This is a genomic window from Endozoicomonas sp. 2B-B (assembly GCF_053470045.1).
Genome location: NZ_JBLZMU010000001.1, coordinates 2,352,824 through 2,368,852, shown reverse-complemented (window position 1 = coordinate 2,368,852; position 16,029 = coordinate 2,352,824). Strand labels below are relative to the sequence as shown.

Genomic DNA, 16,029 nt, shown 5'->3' with positions numbered 1-16,029 from the left:
TACTGTTAATTAGGTCGCACTACACTAGCCATACCCTCAGAAGTTGCGAGCTGTCAGGCAATCAATACCGATTTATGAAGTTCCATCCGGGCTTTCCTGTAAATTCCATTCGTATCAACCTGCTACAGAACTTCAACCGTTCCAGCGAGCTGGCCAGCCGGATTTCTGGATTGATGCCTTCCGGTGGTGATAATGCCCCCTTTCAGGCTTTTGCCCAAAAAGCCGTTGATGCCGTAGTTCAGGGCTATCTGCTCTGTGGTCAGCGCCCGACCCTTGTCATGATTCGTCAGGGACTGGAAGGTGGCGTCACCAGACTGCTGATTAGAGCGCTTACTATTGTCTGTACACGACACCTGGCTCAGGCAGCAGATATCATTCTGGCGAAGGAAGTTAAAGGCAAGAATAAAGCCGAAGCCAAGGCACGACGCTGGATAGAGTTCTATCGGGATAAGGTCATGCCTGAATCGCCCTGTATTGATGTGGAAGGACTGATCTCACTGTTCGAACATGATCGGGCCCACTATGGAAAAATGATTGCAACCTTACTGCCTGACCTGGGAATGCTGACAGGAGGCCCACTGGCCCGACTGCTATCACCTGATCCCACCGATACAGACGACCTGCGCCCCTGTACCCATACCGCCAGCCTGATTGAGCAAAACAAGGTGATGTATTTTGGGCTCGATTCCCTGTCTGATCCTATGGTCGGCAAAGCCATTGGACAGTTGCTATTGGCAGACCTGGCGGCCGTGGCGGGGGATCGTTATAACTACACAGATAGCAACGACAAACCCATCAACCTGTTTGTCGATGAAGCCGCAGAAGTGCTTTGCCCTCAACTTCTGTCCCTGCTTAACAAAGGCCGGGGGGCTCAATTCCGGTTATACGTCGCTTCTCAGACACTGGCTGATTTTGAAGCTCAGTTGGGCTCGAAAGCTGCTGCCCAACAGTTTATAGACAACTGCAATCACCTTATCTGCCTGAGAACACAGAACCCTGACACCCAGAAATTTATCACCGACAAACTGCCGCCGGTTCGTTACCGCTACTTTATCCGCAATCAGGGCATCAGCACCGACGCTAACCGCCCTATGGAATTCACCGGCAACCTAAGTGAACAGCAATTGGAAGAAACCGGAGACTTGTTTCCGCCGCAACTGCTTGGTGAGCTGCCCAATCTGGAATACGTTGCACGATTGGGCGGCGGACGTTTATTGAAAGGCAGAATCCCGATTCTTTGCTCCCCAAAATCCTGAACATCTGATTCCATCTTTCTTATGACAACATCTCAAAAACAAGCCAGTCCATTCGCAATCTGGTGTTTCGGGCTTGGCCTGATATTGCTCTGGCTTGCTTTTTCTGGCCAAAAGATGAACCAGTATCTGTACAAAGAGCAGCAACAATATGCCCAGAGGCTGGGGCGGGAGAATGCTCTATGGATTATGCGAACAGGCGACCAATTATATGCGACAACCATTGTAAAATCCGGCATTCAGCACTTTCTGATGGAACATACGACTACAGATCGAAGCTCGGGTGAAGGGTTGGCAAAGGCCATGGAGCTCATTCAGGGTGTGGTTAAGAGCTTGCTTAGTCTGATACGACAGCTGTTCTATCGAATCTCCGTATTGCTGGCTTGCCTGCCATTCTGGGGCGTAATGTTTATTGCAGCTATTCTCGACGGCCTTTTGATCCGAAAAATCCGTTATCACGATTTTCACTATACCAGTCCATTGCAAAACCTCTGGAGCCGACGGGCATCAAAATGGATTCCGGGTTTATTTCTTTATCTAATCATCATCCCTCTGCCGGTTCCAGTATTGCTGATTCCTGCCGCCGCCTGGCTGGCTGCACTATGTCTGGGATGGTGGACAGCCAACTGGCAGAAGAAAGTCTGATGCCCTTCGTTCTGCTATTAGTCGGAATATATTCAGTGACTGCTTCAGCTGAACAACAATGGTTTAGTCGCCACTCCGAAGGCTGGTTCTGGTATGAGCAGATTGCCGAGCCAGAAACCGACGAGAATGTAGCCAACGATCAAACCAAAAGACACCAGCCACTCACAACCGCATGGATCAGAGATAATATCGGTCAATACCTGGACAAAGCCATCGACCTTCCCAGTAGAGAAAACGTGAGTAAATACCTCTATCTCGACAGGCTGATAAAAGAAAAAGCAGAACGGTTTGCCTATGTTGGTAAACAAATCATCGAAAGCGACCCCATGCTGGATGAAAATGTCCGTCGACCAATCTCTCCGGCAGCGGCAAAAATCAAAGATGATATGGCTCATAAGGCCAGGGAAATTATTTTGAGAAAAGTTGCCCGGATAGCCGGCCTGGTTTTCTACTACCGGGGCAGCTGCAGACTTTGCCATATTCAGGCCAGGACAGTGCAGCTCCTGAGCATGGAATACGACTTTGAACTGATCACCATCTCTACCGATGGACAGTTGATACCAGCATTCCCAAACAGTCGAATAGAAAGGTCGCCACCTGCATCTCTGAATATTGCCACATACCCTGCACTGTTTCTTATGCAGCCTCCTGACAACATCGTTCTTATACGGCAAGGCTCCACATCTTTGACTGCCCTGACGGAACGTATTGTTGATGTTGCCTATCAACAAGGCTGGATCAATGAAAGCGAGTACCAGAAAACCAGAATCACCAATGAAGTCTGGAGTAGCAGTTTGCTACCTGAAAATATAAACCTGTTCAATAAAGGTAAACTCAATGAACCACCATACCGTTAAAGAACTCTCACCTGCCGTCCTGAATACAGCACAAGCAGCAAAGTACATCGGCCTGTCAAAATCTGAATTGGATAAAGCAAGGATTTCAGGAGAACTTTGCGGGGAAGCTCCCCCAAAATTTTTCAGGGTGGGCAAAAAAGTAGTCAGGTACAGGGTAGAGGATCTGGATAACTGGCTGAACAAGCAAAAAAGCTATGAAAGTCTGGCTCAGCAATATTCTGACAATGTGTAGTGCATCCGACCTATTGACGACCCATCGCAAGGATAAAAAAGGCTCAAAATCTGGAGCCTTTACTCTATCTGGCGCTCCCTGGAGGATTCGAACCTCCGACCTGCCCCTTAGGAGGGGGCCGCGCTATCCAGCTGTGCCAAGGGAGCATAGAAAAGCCAGCGGGCAGATCGTTCCGGCTGGCTGACTTTCATTTTAACGAATCGATGAAATTTTTCCAAGAATTAAAGTCGTTCTGAGCACTGTCTTAAGATAAATCCCTGTCGGCGAAATCAGTCAGTTGCTTTTGTCGTTCAGATGACTCCGGTCACTCAGTGCTGATTCAAGTTTACTCTCGAAAGCGAGCAGTTTATCTGCCACTCTGGCACTGTCCACCCTTAGCTCACCCGCAAGGTAAGCTTTTCTCAGAGCCAGTAACCGTGTCTCACTAAGACAATTGGGTAAACTGCTGCGAGTCTCGGTTTCGTTCTTTCGGCTATCGTCCATGATTCCTCCTGATTGCTAAGCACCCGATAGTCTCACAAGATATTTTCAGCTTCCAGTGCCAAAACATGGCTTTTTTACCATTCAGGTTTCATGCCAGATTCATTTACTTATGCATCGTCAGATACTTACCAGAATCAAGCCGGAAACGATGAATCCGGTGCCCCACCATTTTTGTGACGACCCCCTCTCTCCTAGCAGAAAAACACCCATCAAAACACCTACAGGAATGCTGGTTTGTCGCAAAGCCACAATCAGACTGACATTATCAGCAAATGCCATGGCGGCCAGTACAATGCTGTAAGTAATGAACATCGCCACTCCTGTAAAAAACAGAGTGCCCCGATGAGATGCAAACAACTGTGCGATTTCCCTTCGCTGCTTCTGAAAAGGAAATGTGAAAAGCACCAGCCAGAGGCAGGTTGTGATGGCCTGAAGAATCAAATAGAGCAGAGCACTTTTGAAGGCCACCCCTTCGACGGGCCACAGTGCTCTCATCAACATAAGAGCCTGACTGTCGACCACAGAATATCCCGTAATACCTACAGCAGCCATTACTGCAAAGGCCGTTGCAGAATTGAGGTAATGAGACCAGCTTATATCACTCCAGTGCCACAATGGCAGGATGATACAGCCTGAAACAATCAGGCTGAATGCCAGCCATTTATCCGATGAGAGCTCTGCTCCCCAACCTAATAAACCGATAACCGGTGGAACCAGAAGAACAGGCAGGGCTCGGGAGACCGGATACATCAACGACATATCACCAAAACGGTATGATTGGCCCAAACCCAGGTAGTAGATGGCCTGAAACAGACCACTCAGAATCAACAAATGCCAAATTTCCCGGGAAATTTCTCCCAACCAGTCGATATAGAAAAGCAACAGAGGCACAAAAGCCAGCATCCCCATTATTACGGACAGGGTAAAGCTGGCTCCAGAAGGCCTGACTTTTTTGCCAAGACAATTCCAGCCGGCGTGCATGAAAGATGAAACGAGTACGAGAATAATTGCCAGGTTGTCCAAACGTATACTCCTTAGCTGGCATGGTCAGAAAATATCCTTAACGAACACCGTAAAATAGGTGCAGGCTCGCGGTTTTGGCAGATTCACAGGAAGATTGAAAGATTTTTATACATTTTTCAGATTTTTGAATCCTTAAAAGATCAATATCCGTATGAATTATTTCACTCATCTGTGAAATGATTCAAACTATAACTCTACACACAATGATTTGGGCTAGTTTCTAACAACAAGGAAAGCGAGGACAGGAACGTGAGACGCGCACTGGCTGCAAACCTGAAAAATACTCTAAAAAATATGGTTAAATTAATACCCACTCTGCTACTGGCAGGTTATATCTCGACTGCCGGTGCTGCTGTTGTCTCCTACGACGACCCTTGGGAGCGAGCGAATCGTGCAATCTTTTCATTCAATCATACGCTGGACGACTATACCCTGAGGCCAGTGGCCAGAGGGTATGATGCAGTGACTCCCAAACCTATTCAGCAGCTGGTCACTAACTTCTTCTCAAACCTCGGCGAGATCCGTAATGCTGCCAATGCTTTGTTACAGTTTAAAGGCGGTGAGGCATTGGCTTCAGTTGGTCGCTTCGGCATTAACTCTACGATAGGTATGCTGGGACTGGTTGATGTCGCCACCCCACTGGGGATTGAACAGCAATATGAAGACTTTGGCCTGACGCTTGCTCACTGGGGCAGTCCGTCGGGCCCTTATATTGTACTGCCGTTTCTCGGGCCCAGAACACTCAGATCCGGTATCGGCTTATTGCCAGACTCCATGTTGAACCTTCAGGGACAATTTGAGCCAGAACGGAATCAATGGGTTGTAAGAGGAGTGGACATTGTCAGCACCCGTTCCTCCCTGCTCAGCGCTGAAGATTTGATTGTGGGTGATAGCTATACCTTTGTTCGGGATGCCTATCTGCAACGCCGTGAATACCTGATTACAGGTCAGCTGCCAGAAGACGACTTCTGACAGGTAGTACCTCTTCAAATGCCTTGAATCAGGCTCCTAACCCAGTGATTCGAGGCATAATTGGCCAATTCTGCCTCGATATAATCCGACGATCAGACCAGAAAAAACGGAACCTCAGCTCCGGATAGATTTCCTTGCTTTACCTTCCCTCAGCTTGCAGCAAGGCCGGGTTGAGAGTATGTTTCATCACAGACAAATCAATAATGGTTTAAGGTCAGATGCACTCTGTTTTCCTTGACGTAGATTTTCCTGACAAAGGTTTGGACAGATCTCTCCAGCAGGCAGGATTATAAATATGACCAGCAGGACCATCCTGGTCATTGATGATGACACAATTGTCAGAGAAAGCATCGTAGCCTATCTCGAAGACAGCGGATTCAATATTCTTCAGGCAGAAAATGGTGAGCAGGGGCTGGCTGTATTCAAAGAGACCTCCCCGGATCTGATTCTCTGTGACCTTCGGATGCCGAAGATGGATGGACTGGCAGTGCTTCGAAACGTCCGGGAGATGTCTCCGGATACACCCTTTATTGTGGTTTCCGGTGCCGGTGTCATGACCGATGTCGTTCAGGCATTACGCCTGGGTGCCAGTGATTACATCATCAAGCCTATCGTCGATCTGGAAGTTCTTGAGTACGCCATTAACCGTGCTCTTGAAAATGCTCAGCTGATACTTGAAAACCGCCGCTACCGTGAAAGCCTTGAAGAGGCCATTCACTCACTGGAAAACAACCTGCACCTGCTGCAGGAGGACCAGAAGGCCGGTCGCCAGGTTCAGATGAAGATGCTGCCTCAGGAACCCCTGATTTTTGAAAATTTCAAGGTCGACCACCGGATCATCCCGTCTCTCTACCTCAGTGGCGACTTTGTTGACTACTTCGTCCTGAACGAGCACAGTTTTGCCTTCTACCTGGCTGATGTCTCCGGCCATGGTGCTTCTTCGGCCTTTATCACGGTATTACTGAAACACATGTCCATGAACCTGCTCAAGGAATATCAGTCTCATGGTGGACGGGTCAGGGTCAAACCTTCCCATGTGCTCAACTTCCTCAACCGTAGCCTTCTCGAAACCGGCCTGGGTAAACATGTTGCGGTCTTTGGCGGTGTTGTCGACACCCGTGATAAAAAGCTGACTTATGCCTTTGGCGGTCACTACCCTCTGCCCATTCTTTCCACGCCGGAAGAGACCCGCTGTATTGAAGGCCGGGGGTTGCCCGTAGGGCTATTTGAAGACGCCACTTTTGAAGATGTCACCATTGACTTGCCCGAGCAATTTACCTTGACTATCCTGTCCGACGGTATTCTGGAGGTACTGCCACAGCAGACACTTCAGGAGAAGGAAGACTACTTGTTGTCTGTTATTAAAGAGGGAGCCGTCACCGTATCGGCGCTGACAGAAAAGCTGGGGCTAGAAACCATGAAAGCCATTCCAGATGACGTTGCCCTGCTGATCCTGGCTCGAGACTGAATGACTACTGGAAAGATACTGTTCGCAAAAAGCGATGGCACTTATATTCTGAAACTGGTGGGAGAAGTACGGCTAACCCTCTGTGCTTCTCTTGAAAAGATGCTTAGCAAGCCTGATTTCACCTCTGTCATTATTGACCTGACCGACACTGACACCATCGACAGCACCTCTCTGGGCCTCCTGGCCAAATTGTCGATTCAAACCAAAAAAAATCTGGGGCTGGTGCCAGTTATTATTTCTACTAAAGATGACATCACCCGAATTCTCCTGAGTATGGGGTTTGACAGAGTGTTTGTGATAGTCAGGGAGCTGGAAGGCTATGAAAAACTGAACCTGAATCTGAACATGCATGACATTGCCTGCGATGGAAATCTGGAGCAGTCCAGTCAGGCCAGGAAAGTTCTGGACGCCCATAAGGTATTAATGAGTCTGAGCGAAGAAAACCGTGAAACCTTCAGTGGACTGGTGAAGCAGCTTGAGCAGATTCAAACCAATGGCCCTGATGAAGACAAAAATCAAGACGAAAATAAACATCGAGATAAAAACAAAAATCAAGATGATGAAGATGAACAGGAAGACAAAAACAGGAGCTGAAGATCAATTCCAGAGAGAAGGTTTCAGCTCAACGTCGCTTACCACTGGGACTTTTTTACTATCTCAGGCCGCATCCTGTGCTCTTTCCCTCAGACTTTCAACCTGCTTGACTGCTTCAAGCAGCACCTCTGGCCCCGCGCCATTTTTATGAGCATTTTCGCTGATATAACGACGGAACTTACGAGCTCCAGGCTGCCCCTGGTAAAGACCCAGCATATGACGGGTTATGTGACTCAGGAATGCGCCCTTTGCCAGCTCGGATTCAATGTAGGGCAGCATTCTCTCAACAACCTGATGACGCTCGATCACCGGTTTGCCGGTACCATATAGACGATTATCGACTTCAGCCATCAGATAGGGATTATGATAAGCCTCCCTGCCCAACATAACACCATCCACATGCTCCATATGCTGTTCAATCTCGGCAAAGGTTCCTATGCCGCCATTGATGGTAATTTCCAGTTGCGGGAAATCTTTTTTCAGCTGATAAACCAACTCAGGCTTTAGAGGAGGAATATCACGATTTTCCTTGGGAGACAGACCCTCAAGAATTGCGATACGCGCGTGCACAATAAATGTTTCGCAACCGGCTTCAGCCACTTTTCCGACAAAATCCACCAGCTCCTCGTAAGAATCACGACCGTTTATGCCAACCCTGTGCTTCACTGTTACCGGAATATCCACCGCCTGTTTCATGGCTTTGACCCCTTCCGCAACTGTCTCGGGTTCTGCCATGAGGCAGGCACCAATACGACCATTCTGAACCCTGTCACTGGGACAACCCACGTTCAAGTTGATCTCCTGGTATCCGGACTGTTCTGCGTACTCGGCTGACCGGGCAAGATGTTGAGGGTCATGACCACCCACCTGAAGGGCCAGTGGATACTCTTCAGGATTGTGCCTGAGAAAACGGTCTTTATCGCCAAATACCAGAGCCCCGGTAGTCACCATTTCGGTATAAAGCAGAGAGTGCTCCGACAGCAAACGGTGAAAGTAACGGCAATGTCTGTCCGTTAATGCCATCATAGGGGCAACGGAAAACTTACGGTCCAGGGGTTTGGGCTGAGTCACTGGCATAATGATTTTCAAAATTAGAGAACGGATAATGATATAACAGAAAGCCCATTTCGGCAGTAAAGATCACTCACTATCGACTGTGGGATAGCATCACCCGCATAAGTAATTTGCCCCGCTCATTCCAGAGCATCCCCATTTTCAACTGAATTTGTCAGCGTTAACCGCGAGAGCCTGCATCCAGATGATGCTGTCAAAAAAATACCACACGTCAAAAGAGTGACAGTCGAAAAGAAATCCGATACCTTAGTCTTTACAGCTGAAGAACACAGACAGAATGTTTCAGGGCTGCAAATCTCAATAGCTTTAAGGCTTAACAGGAATACTTTCAGATCGGAGAAAATAAAAATACTGCGTTCATCGACAACTGATTAAACAATTTACCGCTTTAAATCTTTCCCGTTTTAAAGTCTTAAAAAACAGCATCGTAAAGGAAGACGATCATGTATAATCCAGGACTCGACAACAAACGGTTATTTGAGGACGCTACCCACCCTGGTGGCGAAATAGACGACATCCGTTATCCGGAATACCTTATCTCCCTCCAATCAGACAGCAATCAGGAACCTCTGGCCTGTAATGGCTACACCTCCGATCCCCTCTACCAGGCAAATAAGTACCTGCCGCAGGTTTGACAGCGCCAAATACTCTGGAAAACGAGGCAGTATCGTTTTCCAGAGATGCACGAAAAAATCAACCTTCTACTCTTCCAATTCGACAAAACCGGCCTGGACAAGAAACTGAAAGCTTTGGGTTATACCGGTAGCTCAAGTGTCGATACATATACTGAGAAAATCGCCAAACGCCGGGCTCAGGCCTTTAATATCGGGTAGCTGAAAGATTGAAATTGCCAGGGAAGGCAGGATGCACATTTTAAGCAGCGTTTATAATGGACTGTCCGGATTTGCCCGAACCGTCAAGGATAATGTGGTTTCTCGCTTCCGGGGAAAAAAGACCGAAGCAGTCAAACATCCGGTTCGTAAAATGCCCCCAAAAAAAACCAGTGGCTCTGATTACCGGCAACGCCCTGTTATCAGTAAAGGCTACCTTCTGGCCAAAAAGCTTTCCGATCAGTCACTGCCTGCCCACATGGTCTCCGGTGTTGAACTCCCTCCCCGCTTTCCATACGTTGAAACACCGAAAGAAAACCAAACTTTTCCTGAACCTTCGTCACGAGCCAGAAGAATCCTGACAGCCCTTATGCCGGGCAATAACGCAGTGCCAGAAGACTCAAACATATCTTTCAAGCAAGCCAAAAGGTGGCAAATCCGAAGGCTGCGTAAGGGCCTGCAAAAGATTAAAAGAGAAACCGGGCTGGATGTCTCAATTCGCAACTTTGATCATCAGGCAGCCAGGCTCACAGATTTTCTAACAGGTAATGGAGCCACTCCAGATTATCAAGACATAAAATTCTTCTGCGACACTGTCATAAGCGTCATGGAAAAAGCAGACTCACTGCCTCATCTTATCAAACTGGCGGTGACCGAATACATGTTTGTGCTTTCAGATCTGGGACAGGCTGCTCAGCTCAAGACACTGGAAAAAAGGCAGCAACTGGCTAAGCGATTCTTACCGGGCCATGATGGCTTCAAAGCTCACTGTCTGCAGCGAAACATAGATCCGGACTCAGCCCTGAACCTGCACGACCTCAAACAGTTTCAGGGAAAACTGATGGGTTGGCAGGACCGACTGGGGCACCGCCATCAGGGGCTGGTTGAAAGTCTGGAACTCAGTAGCATGGAAGCATTAACCGAGAGACTGAAAGCGGAGCTGGAGATTTTCATCGATAAGATTGAGGGTGTTGCTCCCGACCCCGAAAAAACAGCAACGAAATTCAACCATGATCAGATGCAGGCAGAAGTCATGAGACTTTATGCCCAACACGGTGTCGGGGATTTACCCGACCGACAACCAAACCCTATGTTGACATCTGCAGCTGAGCAACATCCTGTTTTGCAAAGTGCGACCCAATATCAGGTTCAACCTTCCGGAAAACTTCAAAACCATTCTGTGACGCCACTTGAAAAAGCCCGGTTACATCATTGGGTATTTGAGCAGCAATTAGCCGATGTAAGAGCCAGCCACGAGCTGGATGCACCGGAGCAGGTGTCCATTATCCCCACCTACCCTCTGCCTACACTGGTATTGAGAAACAGCAGGGGATTACGAATAGACTCAGACTTCATGAAAAAGCCAGAGCTTGATGAACCGGCCTTTACAATGCATGTCGTTCATTGTGAGACGGAGGATGTCAGGCAAATCGATCAGGCTCTTCTGAATACTCCGGGATTTGAAAGCAAAGAAGTTCTCGATCGATTCAAGGATACGATGAAAAGCTTTACACGCCAGTGCTATCAATATGCCATTGGTACCTCACTACCGAGTAAAGTCTTCTCGGAAAATGACACTCGTCTCATCCATGAATCCCGTCAGCGCATCAACAGTGCCATGGAAACTCTGCTGGCAAACCCTGAGGCCGACACGACAACTGCCTTTCACTACCTGAGGATGCAAGAAGCGGTGCTGGAAAACTTCCTGAAAATGAACGGCGTGGGCTGACTCTGTTAAACCCACATGGCGAAAAGTTGACTGTCGTGATATAAAGCCCGTTTTAGCCGCCTGAGTCAGGCTGGTACCCACTGTTGCGACTTGACACAGTGTATGTCTTCACAAACCAAAGCCTGCCTTTATGCTCTGGCCACTGCCCTGATGTGGTCCACCGTTGCTACCGCCTTCAAGCTTACCCTCGACCATCTCGATCCATGGCAAATGGTATTCTGGTCAGTGTTAACTTCAACCCTTCTTCTGGGAGGTTTTGTCATTGCCCGGGGCAAGTGGCCCCAACTGATCCAACAGGGCAGAGAGCACTTTGGACTTTACATCCTGCTAGGTTTTCTTAACCCTTTCCTCTACCACATCGTCCTGTTTGGCGGCTATGACCTGTTGCCCGCCCAGCAGGCTCAGGCACTGAATTACAGCTGGCCTCTGGCGCTCACATTGCTGGCTGTGCCGCTGCTGGGTAACAAGCTGAGTTTCAAGGATGGCATCTGTTGTCTCGTTGCCTATCTTGGCGTCTTAATTATCAGTACCCGGGGGGAGCTGCAAAATCTCAACTTTGGTAGCCCACAGGGTGTTATTCTGATGCTTTCCAGCACCCTGGTCTGGGCCTTGTACTGGATTTTAAACGCCAGAAATAAGGGTGACTCACAGGTTGGCTTGCTGTTGTGCTTTCTGTTTGGATTACCCTGGATCACGGTGGCTGTTTTCTGGCAGTCCAGTGTCTGGCCTATTCCTGTGGAAGGTCTCAGCGGGGCTTTGTATATAGGACTGGTCGAGATGGGATTTGCCTATATTTTCTGGCTCAAAGCCCTCAAACTGGCAAAAAACACCTCAGTCATCAGCAACATCAGCTATCTCAGCCCTTTCCTTTCACTGATATTCATCGCCAATGTTCTGGATGAGAGCATTCATATTTCCACCTATGTGGGGCTGCTGATGATTGTTTCAGCCGTTGTATTTCAACAAAGAAAACCAGAGCCTGAAAAGCCTTCAGAAGCTCCGGTAGCGAGCAACTATTGATGGCCAGAAACAGTTATTTTCAATTCAAGCAGTTCAGGGTAGAACAGGGCCAGACTGCCATGAAAATCACCACCGACGCCTGCATTCTTGGCGCCAGAGCAGAGGTGGAAAACAGTCAATCCATTCTTGATATTGGTGCCGGAACCGGCCTGCTCAGCTTAATGGCAGCCCAAAGATCGACAGCCTGCATCGATGCGGTTGAACTGGACGATCAGGCAGCTATTCAATCCCGGGAAAATTTCTCAGCCAGCCCATGGAAGAGTCGTCTGAAGTTACATCACTGCTCCATTCAATCGTTTGTGCCTGAAAAACGCTATGACTTTATACTCAGCAACCCTCCCTTCTTTGAAAATGCCTCTAAAGCCCCCTGCGACAGACGATCACTGGCACGTCACACAGACAGTTTGAGTTTTCTGGAACTGGCTGAAAATATTGACAGACTAATGTCTGAAGATGGCAAAGCCTGGATTCTGTTGCCGGTTGAATCCAGCCCAGTGTTTTTGGAAGCGCTCCACCAAGCCACCCCCTTGAAGCTGGAGCGAACCTTGGCTATTCGCTCTTCTGACACCCATAAAAATCATCGTCACCTGCTGGTTCTGGGGCATTCCGGATCAAGACATAAGCTTGAGCAGATCACGATCTACAGCGAACACCCAGCGTACACAACTGAGACTATAGATCTTCTCAGGCCCTATTATTTAAAGCTTTAACTGCTTACTCCCTGTCGAGTCTGCAACAATATACAAACACTAGAGAGAAGGGCTTCGTCCCTCCGGAGTTTTGAAATGGCTGAAATATTGAATCACGAAGGAAAACCAGCTTTCGTTGTCATGCCTTACAATGAATATCTGGCGATGTTAGAAAAGATGGAAGACATCGAAGACTCTGAAGCCTTCAGAGAGGCAAAAGCAGATCTCCTCAACGGAGAGGATGAGATTTTGCCTGATCAGGTCACAAACAGGCTCATGAACGGTGATAACCCCGTTACCGTCTGGAGGGAGTACAGAGAGCTTAGCCAGAAAGGGCTACATGAAAAGTCAGGCGTATCGGCTTCCATGATCAGTCAGATCGAGAGTGGACAAAAAACCGGGTCTATAAAAACTATAAGGAAGCTATCAGAGGCTTTAAATATCGATGTAGACGACATTGTCGCTTATCAGAAAATGGATAAGGAATCCTGAAAAAAACGACACCTATAGGTCAGGTGCCGTTTTTTTTGTTTGTTCTTTGAACAGGGCTAGAAAGTATTTCTATTGTTTTGGGAACCTTTTTCAGAGCTCTGGGATGGATCCTCTGATTCACTCGTATCTGGCTCTCCAAAGGCTTCCCATTCATTACCAAAGTCTGGTGGCGGTGGCAATGGACTGGATACAGGTGATCCAGTATCAGTCGGCCATGGAGCCAATTTAAACACCTCTGAAGGATCCTGTTGTTTTTGTAAACCCGAAAGAAATGGATCAGTAGATGGTATTGAAGCGACTCCCGTAAACCGGTTATTCACTGCCGGTTGTATAAGGGGAGGAGTCTGACCAAAAGGAGGAATGGGCAAGTACTCCGGGTGCTCAGCCGTACCTTTTTCTGTTCTGGTCACTGATTCTTCCAGTTGCTTAAAGCTGGTGACACCGTATCTGGCCTGGGCCTCTTTCGTCAACACATCCAGGTTGTAGCCCGGGTGTTCACCCAGTCCCAACTCTTCACCATAACTGGAGAGGAAATCGACCACCCGGCTTGTGCTGTCAGCATCCTTGGTTGCAAACCTTCTCAGTTTTGACAGTGTTTCCTGGAAACTTCTCAGGTGGTGATATTCCCACATTTTTTCTGAATCAAAACTGCCAACGCCATTTTCTTTATCGATATCAACCCTGATTTTATCAATCTCAGACTGAACGTCACTGGCAAACAGAGACCAGTCATTGTGCATGAGTCGAACAGCTTCCAGTACCAGGCGGTCTTTATAGACGGGCTCACCCTGTGGCCAGTTTTCTTTGGCTGCACACATATAATAATCCAACCCTGGTAAACGCTTGGAGTAACCCGCTTCTGCTGTGGCAAATTGAAGCTTGTCAGTACCCCAGATCATCTGTCTGTTACGCTGGGCTCTGACCAGAGTATTGTGTTCTGAATGCTCATCAGGATTATCAACAAAGGCAATAATGTCTTTGTAAACTCTGTTTCTGTACTTATCACTGATCTCTCTGATCCGGGAATCAATATCCAGACGATCCTGAATCACACTGGCGATATTATTGGTGACACCCTGAACAAGATTGAAGGCATTACTTTTCTGCAAGCCCTGAGTTTTCACCTGAACCCTGATGGCATCGCGAAGGGCAGCCTCAGTATCAAACTGGCCACCCAGCTCCTTATACTTGAGCTCTGTAGCCATGTGTCTGAGGTAAGCCAGACGGGATTTCGAGTCATCCAGGTTCTTCTGCAGTTGATTGACTTCATTAATCTCTTCCTGAGTCACCTCGGTAGGGCGTTTCTTCATTTTGGCTTCAAACGCAACTCTTGCCTTGGCAAAAGCTTCAAGATCGATTTCAAACTGTTTATCAGCTTCTTTCAGTGCGCTTGATTTAACCTTAACCAGGAAATCAACAGTTGTTTTGCTACCTTCAGAGCCAACCTCTCGAGACTTCACCTCAAAGCCAGCGTGCTTCTTGAGAAATTCTGACTGATCAGAGCTTAGAGGAATACCTTCTTTACTCTTTGCCTTGATACGGTTACCCATCAAGGCTTCCTCAGCCCTGATCTGGACAACCCTTCTGGCAGTGATACGAACTCTGGGGATACGGTCTGAGATACCGTGGGCAAGACGTTTGGCATGGAAGGCCGCTATTTTCATTCCCTGAACGAAACGGCCCCAGTTTTTAACCAGCACTTTTTTAGGGTGCAATGCCTTGACTTGCTGTGACACTTCACTCTTGAAATGTGCAAGCCGGGGTACCAAGGACTCTATACGTGTTCTTAAACTCATCCTGACCTCTCCATGGTCAAACGCGGTCATAACTTTTCGTTAGTATAGGAAAAAATTAGAATGAATAACGCCGATATTAGTAGAAGTCAGAATAACAACATTATAAATTCAGAATCACCGCAGAAGAGAGGCGGGTGCCGTAGATTCGGCATCCGCAAAACAGAACAACTAAATGTATGCTCGATTGAGTCTTGCTTCAGCCCACTTCTGGAGCCAGGTGCATACTAACACCACTCCCCAGTAAATCAGTGCCACACTGAGGTAACTTTCGAAAAAGCGGAAGCTGCTGGCGGCCTCCATCTGGGCGCGGGCCATGATCTCAACAACCCCCAGAGTAAAGGCAAGTGATGTGCTCTTGAGCAGATCGATCCCATTGTTCATCAATCCTGGAAAAGCCACCCTTGCCGCCTGAGGAATAACAATTCTTCTCATGCCCTCGGCCCGGGTCATACCGACACTCAAAGCAGCTTCCATCTGCCCTGCATGGATACTAATGATCGCTGCCCTCATGCTTTCTGACATATAGGCAGCAAAATGCAGACCCAGACCGATGATCACAGCCACTATGGCAGGCATACCTGCAAGAGCAGGTAGCAACTGTGGCAGGCCATAGTAGAACAGGAAGAGCTGAACCAGCAGCGGCGACCCCCTGAAAAAAGAGATATACAGGTCAGCCAGATGGTGAAGATAAAAGGGCCGGGCAATTTTTACCAGAGCCAGAACAAGACCCAGAGACAGAGATAACACCAGACCACCCAGTGTCATAAAAAACGTCGTATCCAGATTCACGGCAACTGTCGGAAGCATTCCGACAGTGTATTCAAAATCCATCATTCAAATGCCTGTAGCTGACTTCGGAACAAACGGGCCAG

The 16,029-nt window shown here is 48.1% G+C and carries 17 protein-coding genes and 1 tRNA gene; 12 read left to right on the top strand and 6 right to left on the bottom strand.

Annotated features, from left to right (window positions below; translation table 11 throughout):
* The first annotated feature begins 2 nt into the window (after window positions 1-2).
* Genes traD through ACOMHB_RS09760 form a run of 4 tightly spaced genes read left to right on the top strand, consistent with a single transcriptional unit; the run spans window position 3 to window position 2,987 of the window.
* On the top strand, window positions 3-1,256 hold the full coding sequence (traD, locus tag ACOMHB_RS09775) for a conjugative transfer system coupling protein TraD (protein WP_448218625.1): 1,254 nt from the start codon (window positions 3-5) through the stop codon (window positions 1,254-1,256).
* A gap of 21 nt (window positions 1,257-1,277) precedes the next feature.
* A complete protein-coding gene (locus ACOMHB_RS09770) occupies window positions 1,278-1,898 on the top strand; it encodes an IncC plasmid conjugative DNA transfer DtrJ family protein (RefSeq protein WP_448216460.1) in 621 nt (206 codons plus the stop codon).
* Window positions 1,899-1,933: 35 nt separating this feature from the next.
* Entirely contained in the window at window positions 1,934-2,755 is an 822-nt protein-coding gene (gene traF / locus ACOMHB_RS09765; RefSeq protein ID WP_448216459.1) for a conjugal transfer protein TraF, read from the top strand.
* Complete coding sequence (locus ACOMHB_RS09760) at window positions 2,736-2,987, top strand: helix-turn-helix transcriptional regulator (RefSeq protein WP_448216458.1); 252 nt, start codon at window positions 2,736-2,738, stop codon at window positions 2,985-2,987. Before traF ends, ACOMHB_RS09760 begins: the two co-directional genes overlap by 20 nt.
* A 69-nt stretch (window positions 2,988-3,056) precedes the next feature.
* Here ACOMHB_RS09760 and ACOMHB_RS09755 read toward each other — a convergent pair.
* The 3 genes from ACOMHB_RS09755 to ACOMHB_RS09745 form a co-directional block, all read right to left on the bottom strand.
* A tRNA-Arg gene (locus tag ACOMHB_RS09755) sits at window positions 3,057-3,133 on the bottom strand.
* Window positions 3,134-3,260: 127 nt separating this feature from the next.
* Window positions 3,261-3,470 (bottom strand): flagellar biosynthesis anti-sigma factor FlgM, encoded by a 210-nt coding sequence (locus ACOMHB_RS09750; RefSeq protein WP_448216457.1) that lies wholly within the window; start codon window positions 3,468-3,470, stop codon window positions 3,261-3,263.
* 117 nt (window positions 3,471-3,587) lie between these two features.
* Window positions 3,588-4,493 (bottom strand): EamA family transporter, encoded by a 906-nt coding sequence (locus ACOMHB_RS09745; protein ID WP_448216456.1) that lies wholly within the window; start codon window positions 4,491-4,493, stop codon window positions 3,588-3,590.
* Between the two features lie 249 nt (window positions 4,494-4,742).
* Between ACOMHB_RS09745 and ACOMHB_RS09740 the strand changes: the two genes are divergently transcribed.
* From ACOMHB_RS09740 to ACOMHB_RS09730, 3 genes are all read left to right on the top strand, one after another.
* Window positions 4,743-5,465: an MlaA family lipoprotein gene (locus tag ACOMHB_RS09740; RefSeq protein ID WP_422133085.1), complete on the top strand. Its 723-nt coding sequence runs from the start codon at window positions 4,743-4,745 to the stop codon at window positions 5,463-5,465.
* A 295-nt stretch (window positions 5,466-5,760) separates the two neighbouring features.
* A complete protein-coding gene (locus ACOMHB_RS09735; protein ID WP_422133084.1) occupies window positions 5,761-6,933 on the top strand; it encodes a response regulator in 1,173 nt (390 codons plus the stop codon).
* Entirely contained in the window at window positions 6,934-7,527 is a 594-nt protein-coding gene (locus tag ACOMHB_RS09730; protein WP_422133083.1) for an STAS domain-containing protein, read from the top strand.
* A 63-nt stretch (window positions 7,528-7,590) separates the two neighbouring features.
* On the opposite strand, the gene dusA is transcribed toward ACOMHB_RS09730, so the two are convergent.
* A complete protein-coding gene (dusA, locus tag ACOMHB_RS09725) occupies window positions 7,591-8,604 on the bottom strand; it encodes a tRNA dihydrouridine(20/20a) synthase DusA (RefSeq protein ID WP_448216455.1) in 1,014 nt (337 codons plus the stop codon).
* Window positions 8,605-9,044: 440 nt separating this feature from the next.
* Here dusA and ACOMHB_RS09720 point away from each other — a divergent pair, with 440 nt between their 5' ends.
* From ACOMHB_RS09720 to ACOMHB_RS09700, 5 genes are all read left to right on the top strand, one after another.
* Window positions 9,045-9,236, top strand: coding sequence for a hypothetical protein (locus tag ACOMHB_RS09720; protein WP_422137524.1), 192 nt, complete (start codon window positions 9,045-9,047; stop codon window positions 9,234-9,236).
* 229 nt (window positions 9,237-9,465) lie between these two features.
* Window positions 9,466-11,160: a hypothetical protein gene (locus tag ACOMHB_RS09715; protein WP_448216454.1), complete on the top strand. Its 1,695-nt coding sequence runs from the start codon at window positions 9,466-9,468 to the stop codon at window positions 11,158-11,160.
* A gap of 102 nt (window positions 11,161-11,262) precedes the next feature.
* Window positions 11,263-12,180, top strand: coding sequence for a DMT family transporter (locus tag ACOMHB_RS09710; RefSeq protein ID WP_448216453.1), 918 nt, complete (start codon window positions 11,263-11,265; stop codon window positions 12,178-12,180).
* Window positions 12,180-12,890 carry a tRNA1(Val) (adenine(37)-N6)-methyltransferase gene (locus ACOMHB_RS09705; protein WP_448216452.1) on the top strand — a complete coding sequence of 237 codons (711 nt, stop codon included), beginning with the start codon at window positions 12,180-12,182 and terminating at the stop codon, window positions 12,888-12,890. Before ACOMHB_RS09710 ends, ACOMHB_RS09705 begins: the two co-directional genes overlap by 1 nt.
* 75 nt (window positions 12,891-12,965) lie before the next feature.
* Entirely contained in the window at window positions 12,966-13,361 is a 396-nt protein-coding gene (locus ACOMHB_RS09700) for a helix-turn-helix domain-containing protein (protein WP_448216451.1), read from the top strand.
* A gap of 56 nt (window positions 13,362-13,417) precedes the next feature.
* Here the strand turns inward: ACOMHB_RS09700 and ACOMHB_RS09695 are convergent, their stop codons facing one another.
* Together ACOMHB_RS09695 and ACOMHB_RS09690 are read right to left on the bottom strand one after the other, a co-directional pair.
* Complete coding sequence (locus ACOMHB_RS09695; RefSeq protein ID WP_448216450.1) at window positions 13,418-15,157, bottom strand: hypothetical protein; 1,740 nt, start codon at window positions 15,155-15,157, stop codon at window positions 13,418-13,420.
* 168 nt (window positions 15,158-15,325) lie between these two features.
* Complete coding sequence (locus ACOMHB_RS09690) at window positions 15,326-15,991, bottom strand: amino acid ABC transporter permease (RefSeq protein WP_448216449.1); 666 nt, start codon at window positions 15,989-15,991, stop codon at window positions 15,326-15,328.
* Between the last annotated feature and the right edge of the window lie 38 nt (window positions 15,992-16,029).

Coding starts and splice junctions, on each gene's coding strand:
- ACOMHB_RS09705 (WP_448216452.1), top strand. CDS start 12,180: ATGGCCAGAAACAGTTATTTTCAATTCAAGCAGTTCAGGGTAGAACAG.
- ACOMHB_RS09730 (WP_422133083.1), top strand. CDS start 6,934: ATGACTACTGGAAAGATACTGTTCGCAAAAAGCGATGGCACTTATATT.
- dusA (WP_448216455.1), bottom strand. CDS start 8,604: ATGCCAGTGACTCAGCCCAAACCCCTGGACCGTAAGTTTTCCGTTGCC.
- ACOMHB_RS09690 (WP_448216449.1), bottom strand. CDS start 15,991: ATGATGGATTTTGAATACACTGTCGGAATGCTTCCGACAGTTGCCGTG.
- ACOMHB_RS09700 (WP_448216451.1), top strand. CDS start 12,966: ATGGCTGAAATATTGAATCACGAAGGAAAACCAGCTTTCGTTGTCATG.
- ACOMHB_RS09770 (WP_448216460.1), top strand. CDS start 1,278: ATGACAACATCTCAAAAACAAGCCAGTCCATTCGCAATCTGGTGTTTC.
- ACOMHB_RS09720 (WP_422137524.1), top strand. CDS start 9,045: ATGTATAATCCAGGACTCGACAACAAACGGTTATTTGAGGACGCTACC.
- ACOMHB_RS09760 (WP_448216458.1), top strand. CDS start 2,736: ATGAACCACCATACCGTTAAAGAACTCTCACCTGCCGTCCTGAATACA.
- ACOMHB_RS09695 (WP_448216450.1), bottom strand. CDS start 15,157: ATGAGTTTAAGAACACGTATAGAGTCCTTGGTACCCCGGCTTGCACAT.
- ACOMHB_RS09750 (WP_448216457.1), bottom strand. CDS start 3,470: ATGGACGATAGCCGAAAGAACGAAACCGAGACTCGCAGCAGTTTACCC.
- ACOMHB_RS09710 (WP_448216453.1), top strand. CDS start 11,263: ATGTCTTCACAAACCAAAGCCTGCCTTTATGCTCTGGCCACTGCCCTG.
- ACOMHB_RS09715 (WP_448216454.1), top strand. CDS start 9,466: ATGCACATTTTAAGCAGCGTTTATAATGGACTGTCCGGATTTGCCCGA.
- ACOMHB_RS09735 (WP_422133084.1), top strand. CDS start 5,761: ATGACCAGCAGGACCATCCTGGTCATTGATGATGACACAATTGTCAGA.